The following is a 13,936-nucleotide window of genomic DNA, read 5'->3' as shown; positions in this document are numbered from 1 at the left end:
CAGCGCCGCGAAAACGCGCTATAGACGCCGCCGAAACGGCGAGGCCGAACGGCATCCATGGCAAGAATATCACTGAAGCTCGAGGAATTGGTCGACGGCGAGGCCTTGCGTCGCGAGATGACCGAAGTGACCGCGGCCACGGCAGGCGACGGTTCGGGCAAGGCCGCGCGCAGCGGTGTTCTCAAGCTCCTCAAAAGCCGGCTCGCCGACGGCCGCACGGTCGCCGAACGCATGCTGATGGACGACGGCAGCGGCACCGCCTGCGCCGCCCGGCTGTCGCATCTGATGGACGAGATCATCCGCGCGCTCTACGATTTCGCCGCCACCCACGTCTATCGCGTGAAAAACCCGTCATCCGCCGAGCGCATGGCGGTCGTCGCCGTCGGCGGCTACGGCCGCGGCACGCTGGCGCCGGGCTCCGACATCGATCTCCTGTTCCTGCTGCCCTACAAGCAGACGCCGTGGGGCGAGCAGATTGTCGAATACATGCTCTACATGCTGTGGGATCTGGGGCTGAAGGTCGGCCACGCCACGCGCAACATCGACGAATGCCTCAGACTGTCGCGCACCGACGTCACCATCCGCACCTCGATCCTGGAAGCGCGTTTCCTATGGGGCGAGCAAAAACTCTATGACGAGCTTTTGCAGCGCTTCGACCACGAAGTGGTGCGCACTACCGGGCCCGAATATGTTCAGGCCAAGCTCGCCGAACGCGACGAGCGCCACGCCAAGGCCGGCGAGAGCCGCTATCTGGTCGAACCCAACGTCAAGGACGGCAAGGGCGGCCTGCGCGACCTGCAGACGCTGTTCTGGATCGGCAAATATTTCTACCGGGTGCGCACCGGCGAGGAACTGGTCGAAAAGGGTGTCTTCACCGACGCCGAATACAGGGAATTCCAGAAGGCCGAGGACTTCCTGTGGGCGGTGCGCTGCCACATGCATTTCCTCACCGGCAAGGCCGAGGAGCGGCTGCATTTCGACATCCAGCGCGACATTGCCGAGCGGCTCGGCTACACCACCCATCCCGGCCTGTCGGCGGTCGAGCGCTTCATGAAGCACTACTTCCTCGTCGCCAAGGACGTCGGTGACCTGACCCGCATTTTCTGCGCCGCGCTCGAGGAGGAGCAGGCCAAGCATGTGCCGGGCTTCAACCGCATTTTCCTCACCTTCTCGCGGCGCAAACGCAAGCTCGCCGGCACGGCCGACTTCATCGTCGACAACCACCGCATCAACATTGCCGACGACGAGGTGTTCGAGCGCGATCCGGTCAACCTGCTCAGGCTGTTCTGGTTTGCCGACAGGCACGGCCTGGAATTCCACCCCGATGCGCTGAAGCTTCTCACCCGTTCGCTCGGCCTCGTCGGCAAGGCGCTCAGGCGCGACGAGGAGGCCAACCGGCTGTTCCTCGACATCTTGACCTCGGACCGCAACGCCGAGCTCAACTTGCGGCGCATGAACGAGGCCGGACTGCTTGCCAAGCTAATCCCGGACTTCGGCAAGATCGTCGCCATGATGCAATTCTCGATGTACCACCACTACACGGTGGACGAGCATTTGATCCGCTGCATCGGCGTGCTGGCCGAGATCGAACGCGGCGACGGCGAAAAGATCCATCCGCTCTCCCACTCGCTGATGCCGGGGCTGAAGAAGAGCCGCGAGGCGCTCTATGTCGCAGTGCTGCTGCACGACATCGCCAAAGGCAGGCCGGAGGACCATTCGCAAGCCGGCGCCAGGATCGCCCGGCGCATCTGCCCGCATATGGGGCTCTCGCCGGCCGACACCGAAACGGTTGCCTGGCTGGTCGAGAACCACCTCGTCATGTCGATGACGGCGCAGACCCGCGATCTCAACGACCGCAAGACGATCGAGGACTTTGCCGCCATAGTGCAGTCGGTCGAACGGCTGAAGATGCTTTTAGTGCTTACCGTCTGCGATATCCGTGGCGTCGGGCCTGGTGTCTGGAATGGCTGGAAGGGCCAGTTGCTGCGCACGCTCTACTACGAGACCGAGCTTTTGTTGACCGGCGGGTTTTCGGAGGTGTCGCGCGCCAAACGGACGGCGGCGGCGCGCGAACAACTGGCCGAGGCGCTTGCCGACTGGCCGGAAAAGGCCCGCAAGCGTTATGTCGGCCAGCACTACGAGAACTATCTGCTGGCGGTCGATCTTCCCGACCAGCTCCGCCATGCCGAATTCATCCGCGAAGCCGACCATGCCGGCAAGAAGCTCGCCACCATGGTGAAAACCCACCAGTTCGAGGCGGTGACCGAGATCACCGTGCTGGCGCAGGACCATCCGCGCCTGCTCTCGGTGATTGCCGGCGCCTGTGCCGCGGCCGGCGGCAACATCGTCGACGCGCAGATCTTCACCACCTCGGATGGCCGCGCGCTCGACACCATCCTGATCTCGAGGGAGTTCGACCGCGACGAGGACGAGCGCCGCCGCGCCGAGCGCGTCGGCCGGCTGATCGAGGACGTGCTGTCGGGCAAGAGCTGGCTGCCTGAAATGATCGAGAAGCGCACCAAGCCGCGGCGCGGCGCCAAGGTTTTCCGCATCCCGCCACGCGCCGAGATCCGCAACACGCTGTCGAACCGGTTCTCGGTGATCGAGGTCGAGGGGCTGGATAGGCCGGGCCTTCTGTCGGAGATCACCGGCATGTTGTCGGACCTGTCGCTCGACATCGCCTCGGCCCACATCACCACCTTCGGCGAAAAGGTCATCGACACGTTCTACGTCACCGATCTCACCGGCCAGAAGATCGACAGCCCGTCGCGTACGGCGACCATCCGCAACAGGCTGATCGCGGTGCTCGAGGGCACGGCGTCCGAGCGCGGCAAGACCAAAACGGCCGCCGAGTGACTGTTACCTTCCATTTGCCCCAATCCCACAGGCAGTCTTCAAGCGCATGAGCCTTGTCAAGAAATTCGCCACGGTCGCTTCCGGCACGCTGATGAGCCGCGCCCTCGGCTTCGGCCGCGAGATGCTGATGGCCGCCGCACTCGGCACCGGGCCGATCGCCGACGCCTTCAACGCCGCCTTCCAGTTCCCCAACACCTTTCGCCGGCTGTTCGCCGAAGGCGCCTTCAACGCCGCCTTCGTGCCGCTGTTCGCCAAGGAGATCGAGACGCACGGCACCGACGGCGCCAAGCGCTTTTCCGAAGAGGTGTTCGGCGTCTTGTTCACCGCGCTTCTGGCGCTGACCATCGCCATGGAACTGGCGATGCCGCTGATCGTGCGCTACCTGGTGGCGCCGGGCTTTGCCGACACGCCGGGAAAATTCGAAACGACGGTGGCACTGGCGACCGTGATGTTCCCCTACCTGATCTGCATGTCGCTCGGCGCCATGATGGCCGGCATGCTGAATTCGCTGCGCCGCTATTTCGCCGCCGCGGTGGCGCCGGTGTTCCTCAACGTCATCCTCATCGCCGTGCTCGCCTATGCCTGGTACAAGGGTTCGGACGCCCGCACCGTTGGTTTCGGCCTGGCCTGGGGTGTGCTGGCGGCCGGCCTGGTGCAACTGGCGATCGTCTGGGCGGCGGTGCGCCATGCCGGCATCTCGATCGGCTTCCGCCGGCCGAAGATGACGCCGAACGTCAAGCGGCTGCTGATCCTGGCGCTGCCGGCGGCTATCACCGGCGGCATCACCCAGATCAATCAGCTGATCGGCACGGCGATCGCGTCGGCGCAGGACAGCGCGGTGTCGTCGCTGGCCTATGCCGACCGCGTTTACCAGCTGCCGTTGGGCGTCGTCGGCGTCGCCGTCGCCATCGTGCTTCTGCCGGAACTGTCGCGGGCGCTGAAATCGGGCAATCTGGTCGAGGCCGCCAATCTGCAGAACCGCTCGGTCGAGTTCACTCTGTTCATGACGTTGCCGGCGGCGGCCGCGCTGCTGGTCATGTCCGAGCCGATCGTGCGGCTGGTCTATGAGCGCGGCGCCTTCGCCGCCAACAATTCGACGCCGACGGTCGCGGCAATCCTGGCGATCTTCGGCCTCGGCCTGCCGGCCTTCGTGCTGATCAAGGCGTTCACCCCAGGCTATTTCGCCCGCGAGGACACGCGCACGCCGATGATTTTTGCCGCCATCTCGGTGGCGGTTAACATTACGACGGCGCTGACGCTGTTTCCGATCATGGGCGCGCCCGGCATTGCCGTTGCCTCCGCCGTCGCCGGCTGGGTCAATGCGGCGATGCTGCTCGCCGTGCTGATCCGGCGCGGCCATTGGGGCCGCGACGTGCCGCTCATGAAACGCATCCCGCGGCTGGTGCTGTCGGCGGCGGTGATGGCCGCGGCGCTCTATTTTGCCGAACACTGGTTCGCCGCAAGTCTCGGCTCCGGCTCGCCGCTGGTGATCAAGGCGGTAATCTTGCTTGCGCTCGTCGCCGGCGGCGCGCTGCTTTACTTCGTCACCGCCTTCGCCACCGGCGGCGCCGATTTCGGCATGATCCGCCGCAATATCGGGCGGAAGGCGTCCCAGCCGGTCAAGGAGCACTCTCCGGATCCGTGAGGGGGAAAATTCATCAGCGCCAATTTTGTTCTTGCTTTGTGCCGGCAGCTATGCTACTAATCTCGGTATGGTGCTAATTGGCTCCAACGACCCGCCCACCGAGGCGGGTTTTTATTTCTGGTCGGCGCCATCCCTCAAACAGCCGTCTGTTCGGCCGACGTCAAAGCCTGCGCGCCCTGGCCAACGCCCCTCTTGATCGTCTCCTCGCTCTCGTCCATAAGCGCGCCGTCGCAAGACTTTCGCCGCGCGCGAAACGGCCCTCCACAAGCCAGGGAAACACCATGACCGATCAGCCCGCCTTCAAACAGCTCGTCTTTTCCGGCGTCCAGCCAACCGGCAATCTGCATCTCGGCAATTATCTCGGCGCCATCAAGAAATTCGTCGCCCTGCAGGACACCTCCGATTGCATCTACTGCGTCGTCGACCTGCATTCGCTGACCGCACAGCTCGTCCATCAGGATCTGCAGGACCAGACGCGGTCGATCACCGCGGCGTTTCTCGCCTCCGGCATCGACCCGACCAAGCACATCGTCTTCAACCAGTCGCGGGTGATGCAGCACGCCGAGCTTGCCTGGATCTTCAACTGCGTGGCGCGCATCGGCTGGATGAACAGGATGACGCAGTTCAAGGACAAGGCCGGCAAGGACCGCGAGAACGCCTCGCTCGGCCTGCTCGCCTATCCCTCCCTGATGGCCGCCGACATCCTCGTCTACCGCGCCACCCACGTGCCGGTCGGCGACGACCAGAAGCAGCATCTGGAGCTGACCCGCGACATCGCGCAGAAATTCAACAACGACTTTTCGGACCGCATCGCAGCGCTTGGCGTCGGCGTCGAGATGCAGGTCGGCGAAGAGACGGTGAACGGCTATTTCCCGCTGACCGAGCCGGTCATCGGCGGCCCGGCGGCGCGCATCATGTCGCTGCGCGACGGTTCGAAGAAGATGTCGAAATCCGATCCGTCGGACCTGTCGCGCATCAACCTGACTGACGATGCCGACGCCATCTCGAAGAAGATCCGCAAGGCCAAGACCGACCCGGAGGCTTTGCCCGGGGAACTGGACGGCCTTGCCGGCCGGCCGGAAGCGGAGAACCTCGTCGGCATCTATGCCGGCCTCGCCGAAATATCGAAAGAGGCGGTGCTGCAAGAGTTCGGCGGCCAGCAGTTTTCGGTGTTCAAGCCGGCGCTTGCCGATCTCGCCGTGGAAAAGCTGGCGCCGATCGCCGGTGAGATGCGCCGCATCTCCGGCGACCGCGCCTATGTCGACGCGGTGCTGCGGGATGGCGGCGAGCGTGCCGGCACATTGGCCGAAGCGACCATGAAGACCGTGCGCGACATTATCGGCCTGCTGCAAGGCTGATGCATGTCGCGCAAAGTGTGTAGCGGTTTGCGATAACGACATGCATAAAACAAGAACCTGAAGCGCGTCGCTGGTCGAACGCGACGCGCTTCAAGCCGCACCAATATCGCCACCGCCGCCTGTCGCTTGCGGGCGGGCTGTGGCGGTGGCAGATTGCGACCGAAACCATCGAACAGGGTGAATATGGTCTCCAAACGCCTCAGCCGCGAAGCCGGTCATCGCCGTAAGTTCCTGGCGATCATCGACGACACGCCGGAATGCGAGCGCGCCGTCGCCTATGCCTCGAAGCGGGCGCAAAGCACAGGCGGCGTGCTGGTGCTGCTCTATGTCATCGAGCCGGATGATTTCCAGCACTGGCTGGGCGTCGAGAAGATCATGCGCGAGGAGGCGACCGCCACGGCGCGTGCCGCACTCGACAGCTATGCCAACAAGGTGCGCCAGAAGCTCGGCATCGAGCCGGAACTGGTGGTGCGCGAAGGCAAGCCGACCGAAGAGATTCACAAGCTGATCGAGGAAGACCAGGACATCGCCATCCTGGTGCTGGCGGCAGGCGCCGGCAAGGAGGGGCCGGGGCCGCTGGTCGGCGCGGTCGCCGGCAAGGGCGCCGCCTTTCCGATTCCCGTCACGGTGGTGCCGCAGAACCTGTCGGACGAAGAGATCGACAGCCTCGCCTGAGATGCGCTGATATTCAGGTGAGGCCGGCCTGCAATTGGCGGCTTCCTGCGCTTCCGGTGCTCACGTACCAAAAGTACGCTCCGCTCCGGTTCTCGGAACCCACCATTTTCGGCTCGGCCTGACCTGAATCTCAACACATCTCCAAGCGTTTCAGGGCGCTAGCAAAACATTCCGCCAGCCAGCCGTTCCCCGCGATGCCTTTCGCTTGAATGTCGGGCGGATAAAGCCTAATTAGAACTATTCCAAACTAGTTGCCCGAAATGGGCACGGAGACGGCCATGTTCATCCAGACCGAGTCGACGCCAAACCCGGCGACGCTGAAATTCCTGCCCGGCAAGGAAGTGCTGCAAGAAGGCACCGCCGATTTCCGCGATGCCGATAGCGCCGCGACGGCTTCGCCGCTCGCCGGCCGGCTGTTCGAAATCCCCGGCGTCACCGGCGTCTTCTTCGGCTATGATTTCATCACCGTGACCAAGGACGGCCCCGACTGGCAGCATCTGAAGCCGGCTATCCTCGGCGCCATCATGGAGCATTTCATGTCCGGCGCCCCGGTGATGGCCAAGGCCGGCCCCGCCGCCGAGACCAGCCAGACCGGCGAATTCTACGACAAGGCCGACGAGGAGTTGGTCGTCACCATCAAGGAGCTGCTCGACACGCGGGTGCGCCCAGCGGTGGCCCAGGATGGCGGCGACATCACCTTCCGCGGCTTTGAGAACGGCACCGTGTTCCTGCACATGAAGGGCGCCTGCGCCGGCTGTCCGTCGTCGACGGCGACGCTGAAGCACGGCATCCAGAACCTGCTCCGGCACTTTGTGCCGGAAGTGCAGCACGTCGAACAGGTCTCCTGACGCACCGTTCCATCGTCAACGTCGATAGACAACAAAAAACCGGGCCAAAGTGCCCGGTTTTCTGTTTGCGACGTCTGTGTTGTTGCCTAGACGGTCCGCGTATAAGGGTTTTATATCACAATGACCTTGGCGCCGACCGAGGTGCGGTCGTAGAGGTCGATAATGTCCTGGTTCATCAGCCGGATGCAGCCCGACGACATCGCCTTGCCGATCGAATTCCATTCCGGGCTGCCATGCAGGCGATAACCCATGTCGCCGCCCTTGTTGAACAGGTACATGGCGCGCGCGCCGAGCGGGTTCTTCAACCCCGGCTCCATGCCACCGGCAAACTTGGCCAACTCCGGCTGGCGCTTGATCATCTGCGAAGGCGGTGTCCAGGTCGGCCATTCGCGCTTCAGCGCGATATGGGCGGTGCCGTGCCATTCGAAACCCTCACGGCCGACGCCGATGCCGTAGCGCATCGCTTCGCCGTCGCCCATGACGAAAAAGAGGAACTTGTTCTGCGTATCGACGATAATGGTGCCCGGCTTTTCCCTGGTGTCGTAGTCGACGATCTGCCGGCGGTATTTGAACGGCACCTTTTCGATCGGAACGCGCGGCAGGTGATAGCCGGCGTCGGTCACCGCGCCGTAGTTGTTGGTGAAGATCTGCGAGCCGATGGTGCTGCAACCGGCGACAGCCGTCGACAGCGCCAGGGCCGCGACGATTGCAAGTGACTTCATGCGCATGAAAAGGTCCGATGCCTGCCCAAACAACAGCGGCTCGAGTCGGCCGCTTTTTTCATCTTCATTCATGCTGGCATTTGCTTTGCTTGCCAAGCGGGCGATGCCTATATCCTTGCGCTTGCGTGCTGGTAAACCTGCGACTATGGCATTTCGGCAACAGCCCCCGCAGGATTATGTTGCAAAATCAATGGGCCAGGAACAAGGACCAGGAGACGAAGAAATCACCCATGAATGTCGGTGACGCTGCCCGGCGCTCTGGCCTGCGGCCAAGACCATCCGTTGCTACGAGGAGATCGGCCTGAGACGCGGCCGCCGCAGGGGAAAGTCCAGACAGGCCGGGTTTAATAAAGGACGCCGCGAAGCACGGCCCAAGCCAGAAGCCCGAACGTGCCGATCACCACCAATGCACCAAGGACCGTGCCGATCTTTTCAGGCAATCCATCGGGGCGACCAGGATCGTTGGCCATTCAACTATCGATCATGACGTAGGCCGCACCAAACACGGCAACGATAATTGCCCCAAGCACCGCCCAGCCTCCGATGGCCGAGCGGATTTCCTCCGGCGTCGCCGATTTCCGGTCGTCATCTTCCGTCATCTAATGCTCCTCCTAAAATCCGTGGCAGACATTGAAAGCGCAAGCTGCAACGTGCGCCGTCCGAGAGCAAGCGTTCCCCAGCCTTCGACACTCCGCAAAGCGCGGGCGGCGGTCACGATCCCGGTGGGCGATACCGGATCGACTTGGCTTTCCCAAGAGCGTCCATCGTCTCTTCGACACTTAACAGCACGGTGGTCTGGTACGAGCTGAGCGCGCCTCCCGCACCGATGGCGAGCATGACGGATGCCATCGACACGTTGTCCGGCGCCTCCCATAGGTTCCAGCCGTCGTACTCTCCGAAGGCATACCAGAACCCGTGCAGCTTTCCGCCGACCGACTCGATATAGGAACGGGCAGCCTCGCGTCTATCCTCGGGATTATCCATCAAGCGCGCCCAGGTTTCGGGCCTGTAGCTGAATCGCGTGAGATACATCGGCATGGTTCGTCTCCTCCCAGAGCTGCCCCCACCAAGACAGTTAAGCGCCCCAATCCGGGAGAACGCGAGTCGTTTCCGAGGCGTAGTACCGCTGGCTTAGTTGCGGGGCCGCTAATAGACCTGTTTCAATGTTTTTTTCAGGGAGTAAGGTCAATGGCCGCATATCTCATTGCTGATGTCGACATAACCGACGCCGCCGTTTTCGAGGAATACCGCCGGGACGTGCCGGCAACCGAAGCCCGCTATGGGGGGAGGTATATCGCTCGCGGCGGAGCCACCAAAGTTCTGGAGGGCGATTGGGAACCTCATCGCCTCGTCATTGTCGAATTCCCGGACATGGCGTCCCTCCTGGCATGGTACGACTCTCCAGAATACGGCCGCCTCAAAACCATCCGCGAACGCTGCGCAAAGACGAGAATCATTGCCCTGGAGGGCATGATGCCGGTTAGCTGAGGGCCGGGTTTGTCAGCCGGACAATCGCCAATTCAACTGGATCTGATTATCATCCATGAGGCCGACTTTCGCGATGAAGGCAAAACGACTCCTGCATTTACGAAAAAAGAAGTAGTCTCTACCGTTACTTCAGCAGGAGGGATTCTTATGGCCGGCCAAACAACTGATCTACATCGGGCAAAGAGGGGCACGGCAATCCTTGCCGCTTGCATCGTTCAAACTCTAAATGAATCAGATCCATCCTTTGAAGAGCGTTTTTTAGAACGGCTTCGCCGGGCATATTATGAGCTCCGGGACAACACTGAGGGGGACGTGATTCAGGAATTGGAACTGCTATCTTGGACACGCGAATACCTCACCGGCTTCAGTAATTTTACGGGCCAAGGACAGCCGTTTTTAGCGGACTGACCCCAACGCCCGTTCACCCTAAATTCACGAATCGGAACCTATAGTGTTGACAACCGTTAACAGCTGTCCCATTTTGGGGGCGCTGGCATGAGCAGGCGTCCCAAGCACCCAAACAAGGAGATTGAGGCCGCGATCTCTCATTTGGAATCTCTTGGATGGTCCTATCGAGCGACCGGGAAAAGCGCTCATGCCTGGGGGCGCATGCTATGCCCCCAGCACGACCGGTCGGGATGCCAAGTCTCGGTTTGGTCCACACCCAGGGTTCCCGAAGACCACGCAAATCAACTGATAGGGCACGGTAAAAAATGTGCCCACGAAAAAGAAGGAGGCAAAAATGAAGAAGTTTGAATTCACGATTGTAGCCTCTGGCCTCGATCATGAGGATGAGCACTTCGAAGACCGTTTCTTCGAAGCTGGATGCGATGACGCTACAATAGCTGTGGCGCGTGGCGCAATCATCCTTCAGTTCGCCCGCGAGGCAGAAGATTTGAGTTCTGCCGTTGATTCCGTCATTGATGCGGTGAAGTCCACGGGTGCCACAGTCGAACGGGTTGAGCCTGACTATTTGGTCAGTCTTTCCGAGATAGCCGAACGGGCAATGCTTACAAGAGCAGCTGTCAGTTTGTATTCCAAGGGGCAACGCGGCGAGGACTTTCCCTTGCCTGTAGCTAGAGTAACCACTCAGAATCCGCTCTGGGATTGGACAGATGTGGCCTTTTGGTTATTCGAGCGCGGCCAAGTGACGCCGGAAGTCGCCCTAGAGGCGCTGATCCTTCGGCAAACAAACGCTCGCCTTGAGGAAAGCCACGAGGCGGTGCATGAGAAGGAACGAGAGAAGGAACGAGAGCGTCTTTACGCTTAATTCTTGTTGGCCCGCCGCTCGGCGGGCTTTTCTTATCTGGCTTTGCCACGATACCTGTCTTTCCGCGCGGCTTCGGCGGTGTCTCGAGCATCCGCTTCACGATTTCGTTGAAGCGTGTATCGTCGGCTTTGTCGCCACCACGATTACCAGGTGATTCTTTAATTGGAACCTATCCAGCGAGAAGATTTTGAACGCGCCATCGGCAAGCTAGCCATCAATTGGGCGGCCGCCGAACACGCGCTCGACCACTGTCTTTCTATCCTATTTTACGAGAAAGGCGCTAGTTCTCTGGCTGCCCTCCTACCGCTCAATGCCCGAGCAAAAATCAAATTCTTCCATAAGGCAGTGAAGGCCACTCCCGAGCTGGCGAGCGCTATCGCACGAGCGGGGGAACTAGCCAACGCAGCCTTCCGAATCGTGGACGATAGAAACTGGTGCATCCATGGGACCGCTTCAATGATTGGTGGCACACTTTATGATCAGCCGTTGAATCTCTCCCGCTTTGAACGCCCCGCAATGGAGTTCCTAGAAAGTAGGGAGATTACGATGGATACTATCCGAGAAACCACCGGCAAATGCGGCCATCTAGCATTGGCGATGATGGTCTTCACGATTAGGCACCTTGGCATTCTCAGCGAAGAAGAGATTGAGGACACGCTGCGCGGTGTCCGCGAAGATTTCCCCTTCTAGCTCCGCGTCCCTGAGAATTACCTCTATCTGCGCTTTCGGATCGGTGCCGGCCTGTCGACTCGAATCATAGGACATATTCCCGTGCTCTCTAAGTATATAATTGGGACAATAGTCCTATTGCCGGTGGGTTTGTCAGCCGGATAATCGCCCAAAAAATCCAGGTTCAAACCGTGAACAAAATCTGGCATGGTGTCGCCATGCCGATCATCTCACCTCTACCCCTCAACCCCCTCATAGACGGCCGCCAGTCGGAGCGCGCTATGCTGGTCAGGCGTGGCGTGCAGCGGCTGCTCAAGCAGATGGGCGCACATGTGCTGCCCGAACTGTCGCTGGCCACCGGTCGGCGGGCCGACCTGGTTGCGCTGACCCGCCACGGCGACATCTGGATCATCGAGATCAAATCCTCGATCGAGGATTTCAGGGTCGACCGCAAATGGCCGGACTACCGGCTGCATTCCGACCGCTTCTTCTTCGCCACCCATCCCGGCGTGCCTTCGGAAATTTTTCCGCAGGAGTGCGGGTTCATTCTTTCGGACGGTTACGGCGCCGAGATTTTGCGCGATGCGCCCGAGCACCGCATGGCGGCGGCAACGCGCAAGGCGCTGATGCTGAGGATCGCACGCGCCGGTGCGTCGCGGCTGCTGGCGGCGGAGCTTGCCGGCGTGTCGGTGCCGGCGCTGGACGGCGAGAGCGAGTAGGATTTCGTTCGCCGTAATTGAGGGTTGCGCTACCCGGCTGCCGCCACCTGCTCCCGTGCACCGCAGCGGATTCTTGCGAAGAAGACCCCCACCCCTAGCCCCTCCCCACAAGGGGGAGGGGAACTTCGCAGCGGCAGCGCCACTTAGCATTAACTTCGACAATTCTAGCCGAAACAGCAGCGGCATCGTCTCCCTCCCCCTTGTGGGGAGGGGTTAGGGGTGGGGTACGCGGCCTGGCAAATGCCCATCTGGTACCGAATATGGCCGCCTCACTCGTCCCACGCCTGCACGACGGTCTGCCGCGCGATCTGGCCGTTCTTCAGCTCCAGCATCGCCGCGCAGAATACCTTGGTCCCGTCCGGATAGGAGCAGGCCTGGGTGAAGGCGAGGTTGTTGCCGTCGGCAATGGTGGTGTCGACCTTGTGGGTCATCGCCCGACTGCAAATGTCGTCCCAGAATGTAGTGATCGCAGCGCGCCCGCGGATTTCGCGCGGCTTGCTCGGCGGGTTGTTGCGGTCGATCACCCGCACCAATGCGTCGTCGGCATAGAAGCTCGCCAGCAATTTTCCATCACGGCCCTCAATCGCCTTCTTGATCGCAGCGCCGTCTATCGTCTGTGTCTTGGTCAGCATTTTTTCCTCCATAGGCCCGTCTTCTCGGATCGGGTGGTTGCTTGATCAGGCACTGCCCGGCGCTCGCCGCCGGGCAGTGGCTTCTTCACTGCGACTTCGCCTTGACGGCCGCGAACACCTCGTCGGACTGCTTCTTGAAAGTGGCGAGATCGACCTGGCTGCCGTTGAGCATCGTCGACCAGTGGCGCACGATCGCCGCCATAGCCACCGCCTCCTTGATCTCCTCGTCGCTGGCGCCATTGAGCTTGGCCGCCTGCGTGTGGAAATAGATGCAGTACTGGCAGGGGATCTGCGAGGCGACGGCGAGGCCCATCAATTCCTTGGTCTTGCCGTCGAGCGCGGTGTTCGGGTTGAGTTGCACGCCCTTGATCTCGGCCCAGGCGCCGGCAACGGCGACATCCGGCAGCGTCTTGAACATGTCCGGCACCGAGCCGAGCGTTGCCTGGATGTCCTTGTAGGCAGCCGTCGCCGAGGCGTCTTCGGCCTTGGCAGGAACGATCGCCAACAGCGCGCCAACGCCTGCCACCAGCACCAGTGATTTGAGTGTCGACTTCAGCATTTTATTCCTCCCTTCGCAGCGCCTTTCCCGGCGACATCCGCCTGGCCTGCATGGGACGAAGTGATAGCGCTTACGCATGCCTGGCCGCTTCGCCCGAAAGCGCCATGGCTGCTATGGCCCGTGCGGGCCAGCGTGCCGGGCCGAGAACGCCGCCGCCGCCGCCCGCGACGGCAGGTCCAGCTTGAGCAGAATATTGGCGACGTGACGCTTGACGGTGTGTTCGCTCAGCCCGAGTTCGGCGGCGATCGCGGCATTGCTCTTGCCATCGGCGATCAGGTTCACCACCTCGCTTTCGCGCGCCGTCAGTGCGGCCGGCTCGGCAGCCTTGGCCTTCGGCCGGCAGGCCGGCTCCAGGTGCTGTTCCGAGGGCGCTGGAACCTGCGCCAGGGGCTCCTCCAGCGCGGCATGCGCGTTGCGCCCGGGTTCATTGAAATTAAGGCCTGAAGCGGGGGCGAGGTCGGCGACCTGCCGCGAAGCGAGGATGTCGCCGCGCCC

Annotated in this window: 17 protein-coding genes; 10 read left to right on the top strand and 7 right to left on the bottom strand. The window is 61.8% G+C overall.

Annotated features, from left to right (window positions below):
- Nucleotides 1-57: 57 nt before the first annotated feature.
- The 5 genes from NKJ84_RS14030 to NKJ84_RS14010 all read left to right on the top strand — a co-directional run bounded on the left by NKJ84_RS14030 (nucleotide 58) and on the right by NKJ84_RS14010 (nucleotide 7,382).
- On the top strand, nucleotides 58-2,856 hold the full coding sequence (locus NKJ84_RS14030; protein WP_352506927.1) for a [protein-PII] uridylyltransferase: 2,799 nt from the start codon (nucleotides 58-60) through the stop codon (nucleotides 2,854-2,856).
- A gap of 46 nt (nucleotides 2,857-2,902) precedes the next feature.
- On the top strand, nucleotides 2,903-4,501 hold the full coding sequence (murJ, locus tag NKJ84_RS14025; protein ID WP_352506926.1) for a murein biosynthesis integral membrane protein MurJ: 1,599 nt from the start codon (nucleotides 2,903-2,905) through the stop codon (nucleotides 4,499-4,501).
- A gap of 281 nt (nucleotides 4,502-4,782) precedes the next feature.
- The gene (gene trpS / locus NKJ84_RS14020; RefSeq protein WP_352506925.1) at nucleotides 4,783-5,859 is read left to right on the top strand and encodes a tryptophan--tRNA ligase; all 1,077 of its coding nucleotides are present in this window, start codon (nucleotides 4,783-4,785) and stop codon (nucleotides 5,857-5,859) included.
- 183 nt (nucleotides 5,860-6,042) lie between these two features.
- A complete protein-coding gene (locus tag NKJ84_RS14015; protein ID WP_023717912.1) occupies nucleotides 6,043-6,534 on the top strand; it encodes a universal stress protein in 492 nt (163 codons plus the stop codon).
- Nucleotides 6,535-6,812: 278 nt separating this feature from the next.
- On the top strand, nucleotides 6,813-7,382 hold the full coding sequence (locus NKJ84_RS14010; protein ID WP_023676386.1) for a NifU family protein: 570 nt from the start codon (nucleotides 6,813-6,815) through the stop codon (nucleotides 7,380-7,382).
- Nucleotides 7,383-7,492: 110 nt separating this feature from the next.
- Here the strand turns inward: NKJ84_RS14010 and NKJ84_RS14005 are convergent, their stop codons facing one another.
- The 4 genes from NKJ84_RS14005 to NKJ84_RS13990 all read right to left on the bottom strand — a co-directional run bounded on the left by NKJ84_RS14005 (nucleotide 7,493) and on the right by NKJ84_RS13990 (nucleotide 9,142).
- Nucleotides 7,493-8,110, bottom strand: a complete 618-nt coding sequence (locus tag NKJ84_RS14005; RefSeq protein WP_352506997.1) for a L,D-transpeptidase — start codon at nucleotides 8,108-8,110, stop codon at nucleotides 7,493-7,495.
- Between the two features lie 338 nt (nucleotides 8,111-8,448).
- The gene (locus NKJ84_RS14000) at nucleotides 8,449-8,574 is read right to left on the bottom strand and encodes a hypothetical protein (RefSeq protein ID WP_352506924.1); all 126 of its coding nucleotides are present in this window, start codon (nucleotides 8,572-8,574) and stop codon (nucleotides 8,449-8,451) included.
- On the bottom strand, nucleotides 8,575-8,703 hold the full coding sequence (locus tag NKJ84_RS13995; protein WP_352506923.1) for a hypothetical protein: 129 nt from the start codon (nucleotides 8,701-8,703) through the stop codon (nucleotides 8,575-8,577). It abuts the gene before it with no gap.
- Between the two features lie 112 nt (nucleotides 8,704-8,815).
- Nucleotides 8,816-9,142: a GYD domain-containing protein gene (locus NKJ84_RS13990; RefSeq protein WP_023676390.1), complete on the bottom strand. Its 327-nt coding sequence runs from the start codon at nucleotides 9,140-9,142 to the stop codon at nucleotides 8,816-8,818.
- A gap of 150 nt (nucleotides 9,143-9,292) precedes the next feature.
- On the opposite strand from NKJ84_RS13990, the gene NKJ84_RS13985 reads away from it, so the two are divergent.
- The 5 genes from NKJ84_RS13985 to NKJ84_RS13965 all read left to right on the top strand — a co-directional run bounded on the left by NKJ84_RS13985 (nucleotide 9,293) and on the right by NKJ84_RS13965 (nucleotide 12,250).
- Nucleotides 9,293-9,592: a DUF1330 domain-containing protein gene (locus NKJ84_RS13985; RefSeq protein WP_023676391.1), complete on the top strand. Its 300-nt coding sequence runs from the start codon at nucleotides 9,293-9,295 to the stop codon at nucleotides 9,590-9,592.
- Nucleotides 9,593-9,601: 9 nt separating this feature from the next.
- Nucleotides 9,602-10,000 carry a hypothetical protein gene (locus NKJ84_RS13980; protein ID WP_352506922.1) on the top strand — a complete coding sequence of 133 codons (399 nt, stop codon included), beginning with the start codon at nucleotides 9,602-9,604 and terminating at the stop codon, nucleotides 9,998-10,000.
- A 334-nt stretch (nucleotides 10,001-10,334) separates the two neighbouring features.
- Nucleotides 10,335-10,862: a hypothetical protein gene (locus NKJ84_RS13975; RefSeq protein WP_352506921.1), complete on the top strand. Its 528-nt coding sequence runs from the start codon at nucleotides 10,335-10,337 to the stop codon at nucleotides 10,860-10,862.
- 162 nt (nucleotides 10,863-11,024) lie between these two features.
- Nucleotides 11,025-11,552 carry a hypothetical protein gene (locus tag NKJ84_RS13970; protein ID WP_352506920.1) on the top strand — a complete coding sequence of 176 codons (528 nt, stop codon included), beginning with the start codon at nucleotides 11,025-11,027 and terminating at the stop codon, nucleotides 11,550-11,552.
- A 197-nt stretch (nucleotides 11,553-11,749) separates the two neighbouring features.
- Nucleotides 11,750-12,250: an MmcB family DNA repair protein gene (locus tag NKJ84_RS13965; RefSeq protein WP_352506996.1), complete on the top strand. Its 501-nt coding sequence runs from the start codon at nucleotides 11,750-11,752 to the stop codon at nucleotides 12,248-12,250.
- Nucleotides 12,251-12,519: 269 nt separating this feature from the next.
- Here NKJ84_RS13965 and NKJ84_RS13960 read toward each other — a convergent pair whose 3' ends face one another.
- The 3 genes from NKJ84_RS13960 to NKJ84_RS13950 form a co-directional block, all read right to left on the bottom strand.
- Complete coding sequence (locus tag NKJ84_RS13960) at nucleotides 12,520-12,882, bottom strand: nuclear transport factor 2 family protein (protein WP_352448516.1); 363 nt, start codon at nucleotides 12,880-12,882, stop codon at nucleotides 12,520-12,522.
- Between the two features lie 85 nt (nucleotides 12,883-12,967).
- Nucleotides 12,968-13,441, bottom strand: coding sequence for a carboxymuconolactone decarboxylase family protein (locus NKJ84_RS13955; protein ID WP_352506919.1), 474 nt, complete (start codon nucleotides 13,439-13,441; stop codon nucleotides 12,968-12,970).
- 111 nt (nucleotides 13,442-13,552) lie between these two features.
- A partial coding sequence (locus tag NKJ84_RS13950; RefSeq protein ID WP_352506918.1) for a helix-turn-helix transcriptional regulator occupies nucleotides 13,553-13,936 on the bottom strand: 384 nt, incomplete at its 5' end.

Origin of the sequence: Mesorhizobium sp. M0048 (genome assembly GCF_040323405.1) — a bacterium.
Lineage (GTDB): Bacteria > Pseudomonadota > Alphaproteobacteria > Rhizobiales > Rhizobiaceae > Mesorhizobium.
The sequence above is the reverse complement of the archived record's forward strand: the minus strand, read 5'-3'. Positions and strand labels throughout refer to the sequence as shown.

Bases quoted from the DNA above. Each gene is read 5' to 3' on its own strand.
- NKJ84_RS14030 (WP_352506927.1), top strand. From the start codon at position 58: ATGGCAAGAATATCACTGAAGCTCGAGGAATTGGTCGACGGCGAGGCC.
- murJ (WP_352506926.1), top strand. From the start codon at position 2,903: ATGAGCCTTGTCAAGAAATTCGCCACGGTCGCTTCCGGCACGCTGATG.
- trpS (WP_352506925.1), top strand. From the start codon at position 4,783: ATGACCGATCAGCCCGCCTTCAAACAGCTCGTCTTTTCCGGCGTCCAG.
- NKJ84_RS14015 (WP_023717912.1), top strand. From the start codon at position 6,043: ATGGTCTCCAAACGCCTCAGCCGCGAAGCCGGTCATCGCCGTAAGTTC.
- NKJ84_RS14010 (WP_023676386.1), top strand. From the start codon at position 6,813: ATGTTCATCCAGACCGAGTCGACGCCAAACCCGGCGACGCTGAAATTC.
- NKJ84_RS14005 (WP_352506997.1), bottom strand. From the start codon at position 8,110: ATGCGCATGAAGTCACTTGCAATCGTCGCGGCCCTGGCGCTGTCGACG.
- NKJ84_RS14000 (WP_352506924.1), bottom strand. From the start codon at position 8,574: ATGGCCAACGATCCTGGTCGCCCCGATGGATTGCCTGAAAAGATCGGC.
- NKJ84_RS13995 (WP_352506923.1), bottom strand. From the start codon at position 8,703: ATGACGGAAGATGACGACCGGAAATCGGCGACGCCGGAGGAAATCCGC.
- NKJ84_RS13990 (WP_023676390.1), bottom strand. From the start codon at position 9,142: ATGCCGATGTATCTCACGCGATTCAGCTACAGGCCCGAAACCTGGGCG.
- NKJ84_RS13985 (WP_023676391.1), top strand. From the start codon at position 9,293: ATGGCCGCATATCTCATTGCTGATGTCGACATAACCGACGCCGCCGTT.
- NKJ84_RS13975 (WP_352506921.1), top strand. From the start codon at position 10,335: ATGAAGAAGTTTGAATTCACGATTGTAGCCTCTGGCCTCGATCATGAG.
- NKJ84_RS13965 (WP_352506996.1), top strand. From the start codon at position 11,750: ATGCCGATCATCTCACCTCTACCCCTCAACCCCCTCATAGACGGCCGC.
- NKJ84_RS13960 (WP_352448516.1), bottom strand. From the start codon at position 12,882: ATGCTGACCAAGACACAGACGATAGACGGCGCTGCGATCAAGAAGGCG.
- NKJ84_RS13955 (WP_352506919.1), bottom strand. From the start codon at position 13,441: ATGCTGAAGTCGACACTCAAATCACTGGTGCTGGTGGCAGGCGTTGGC.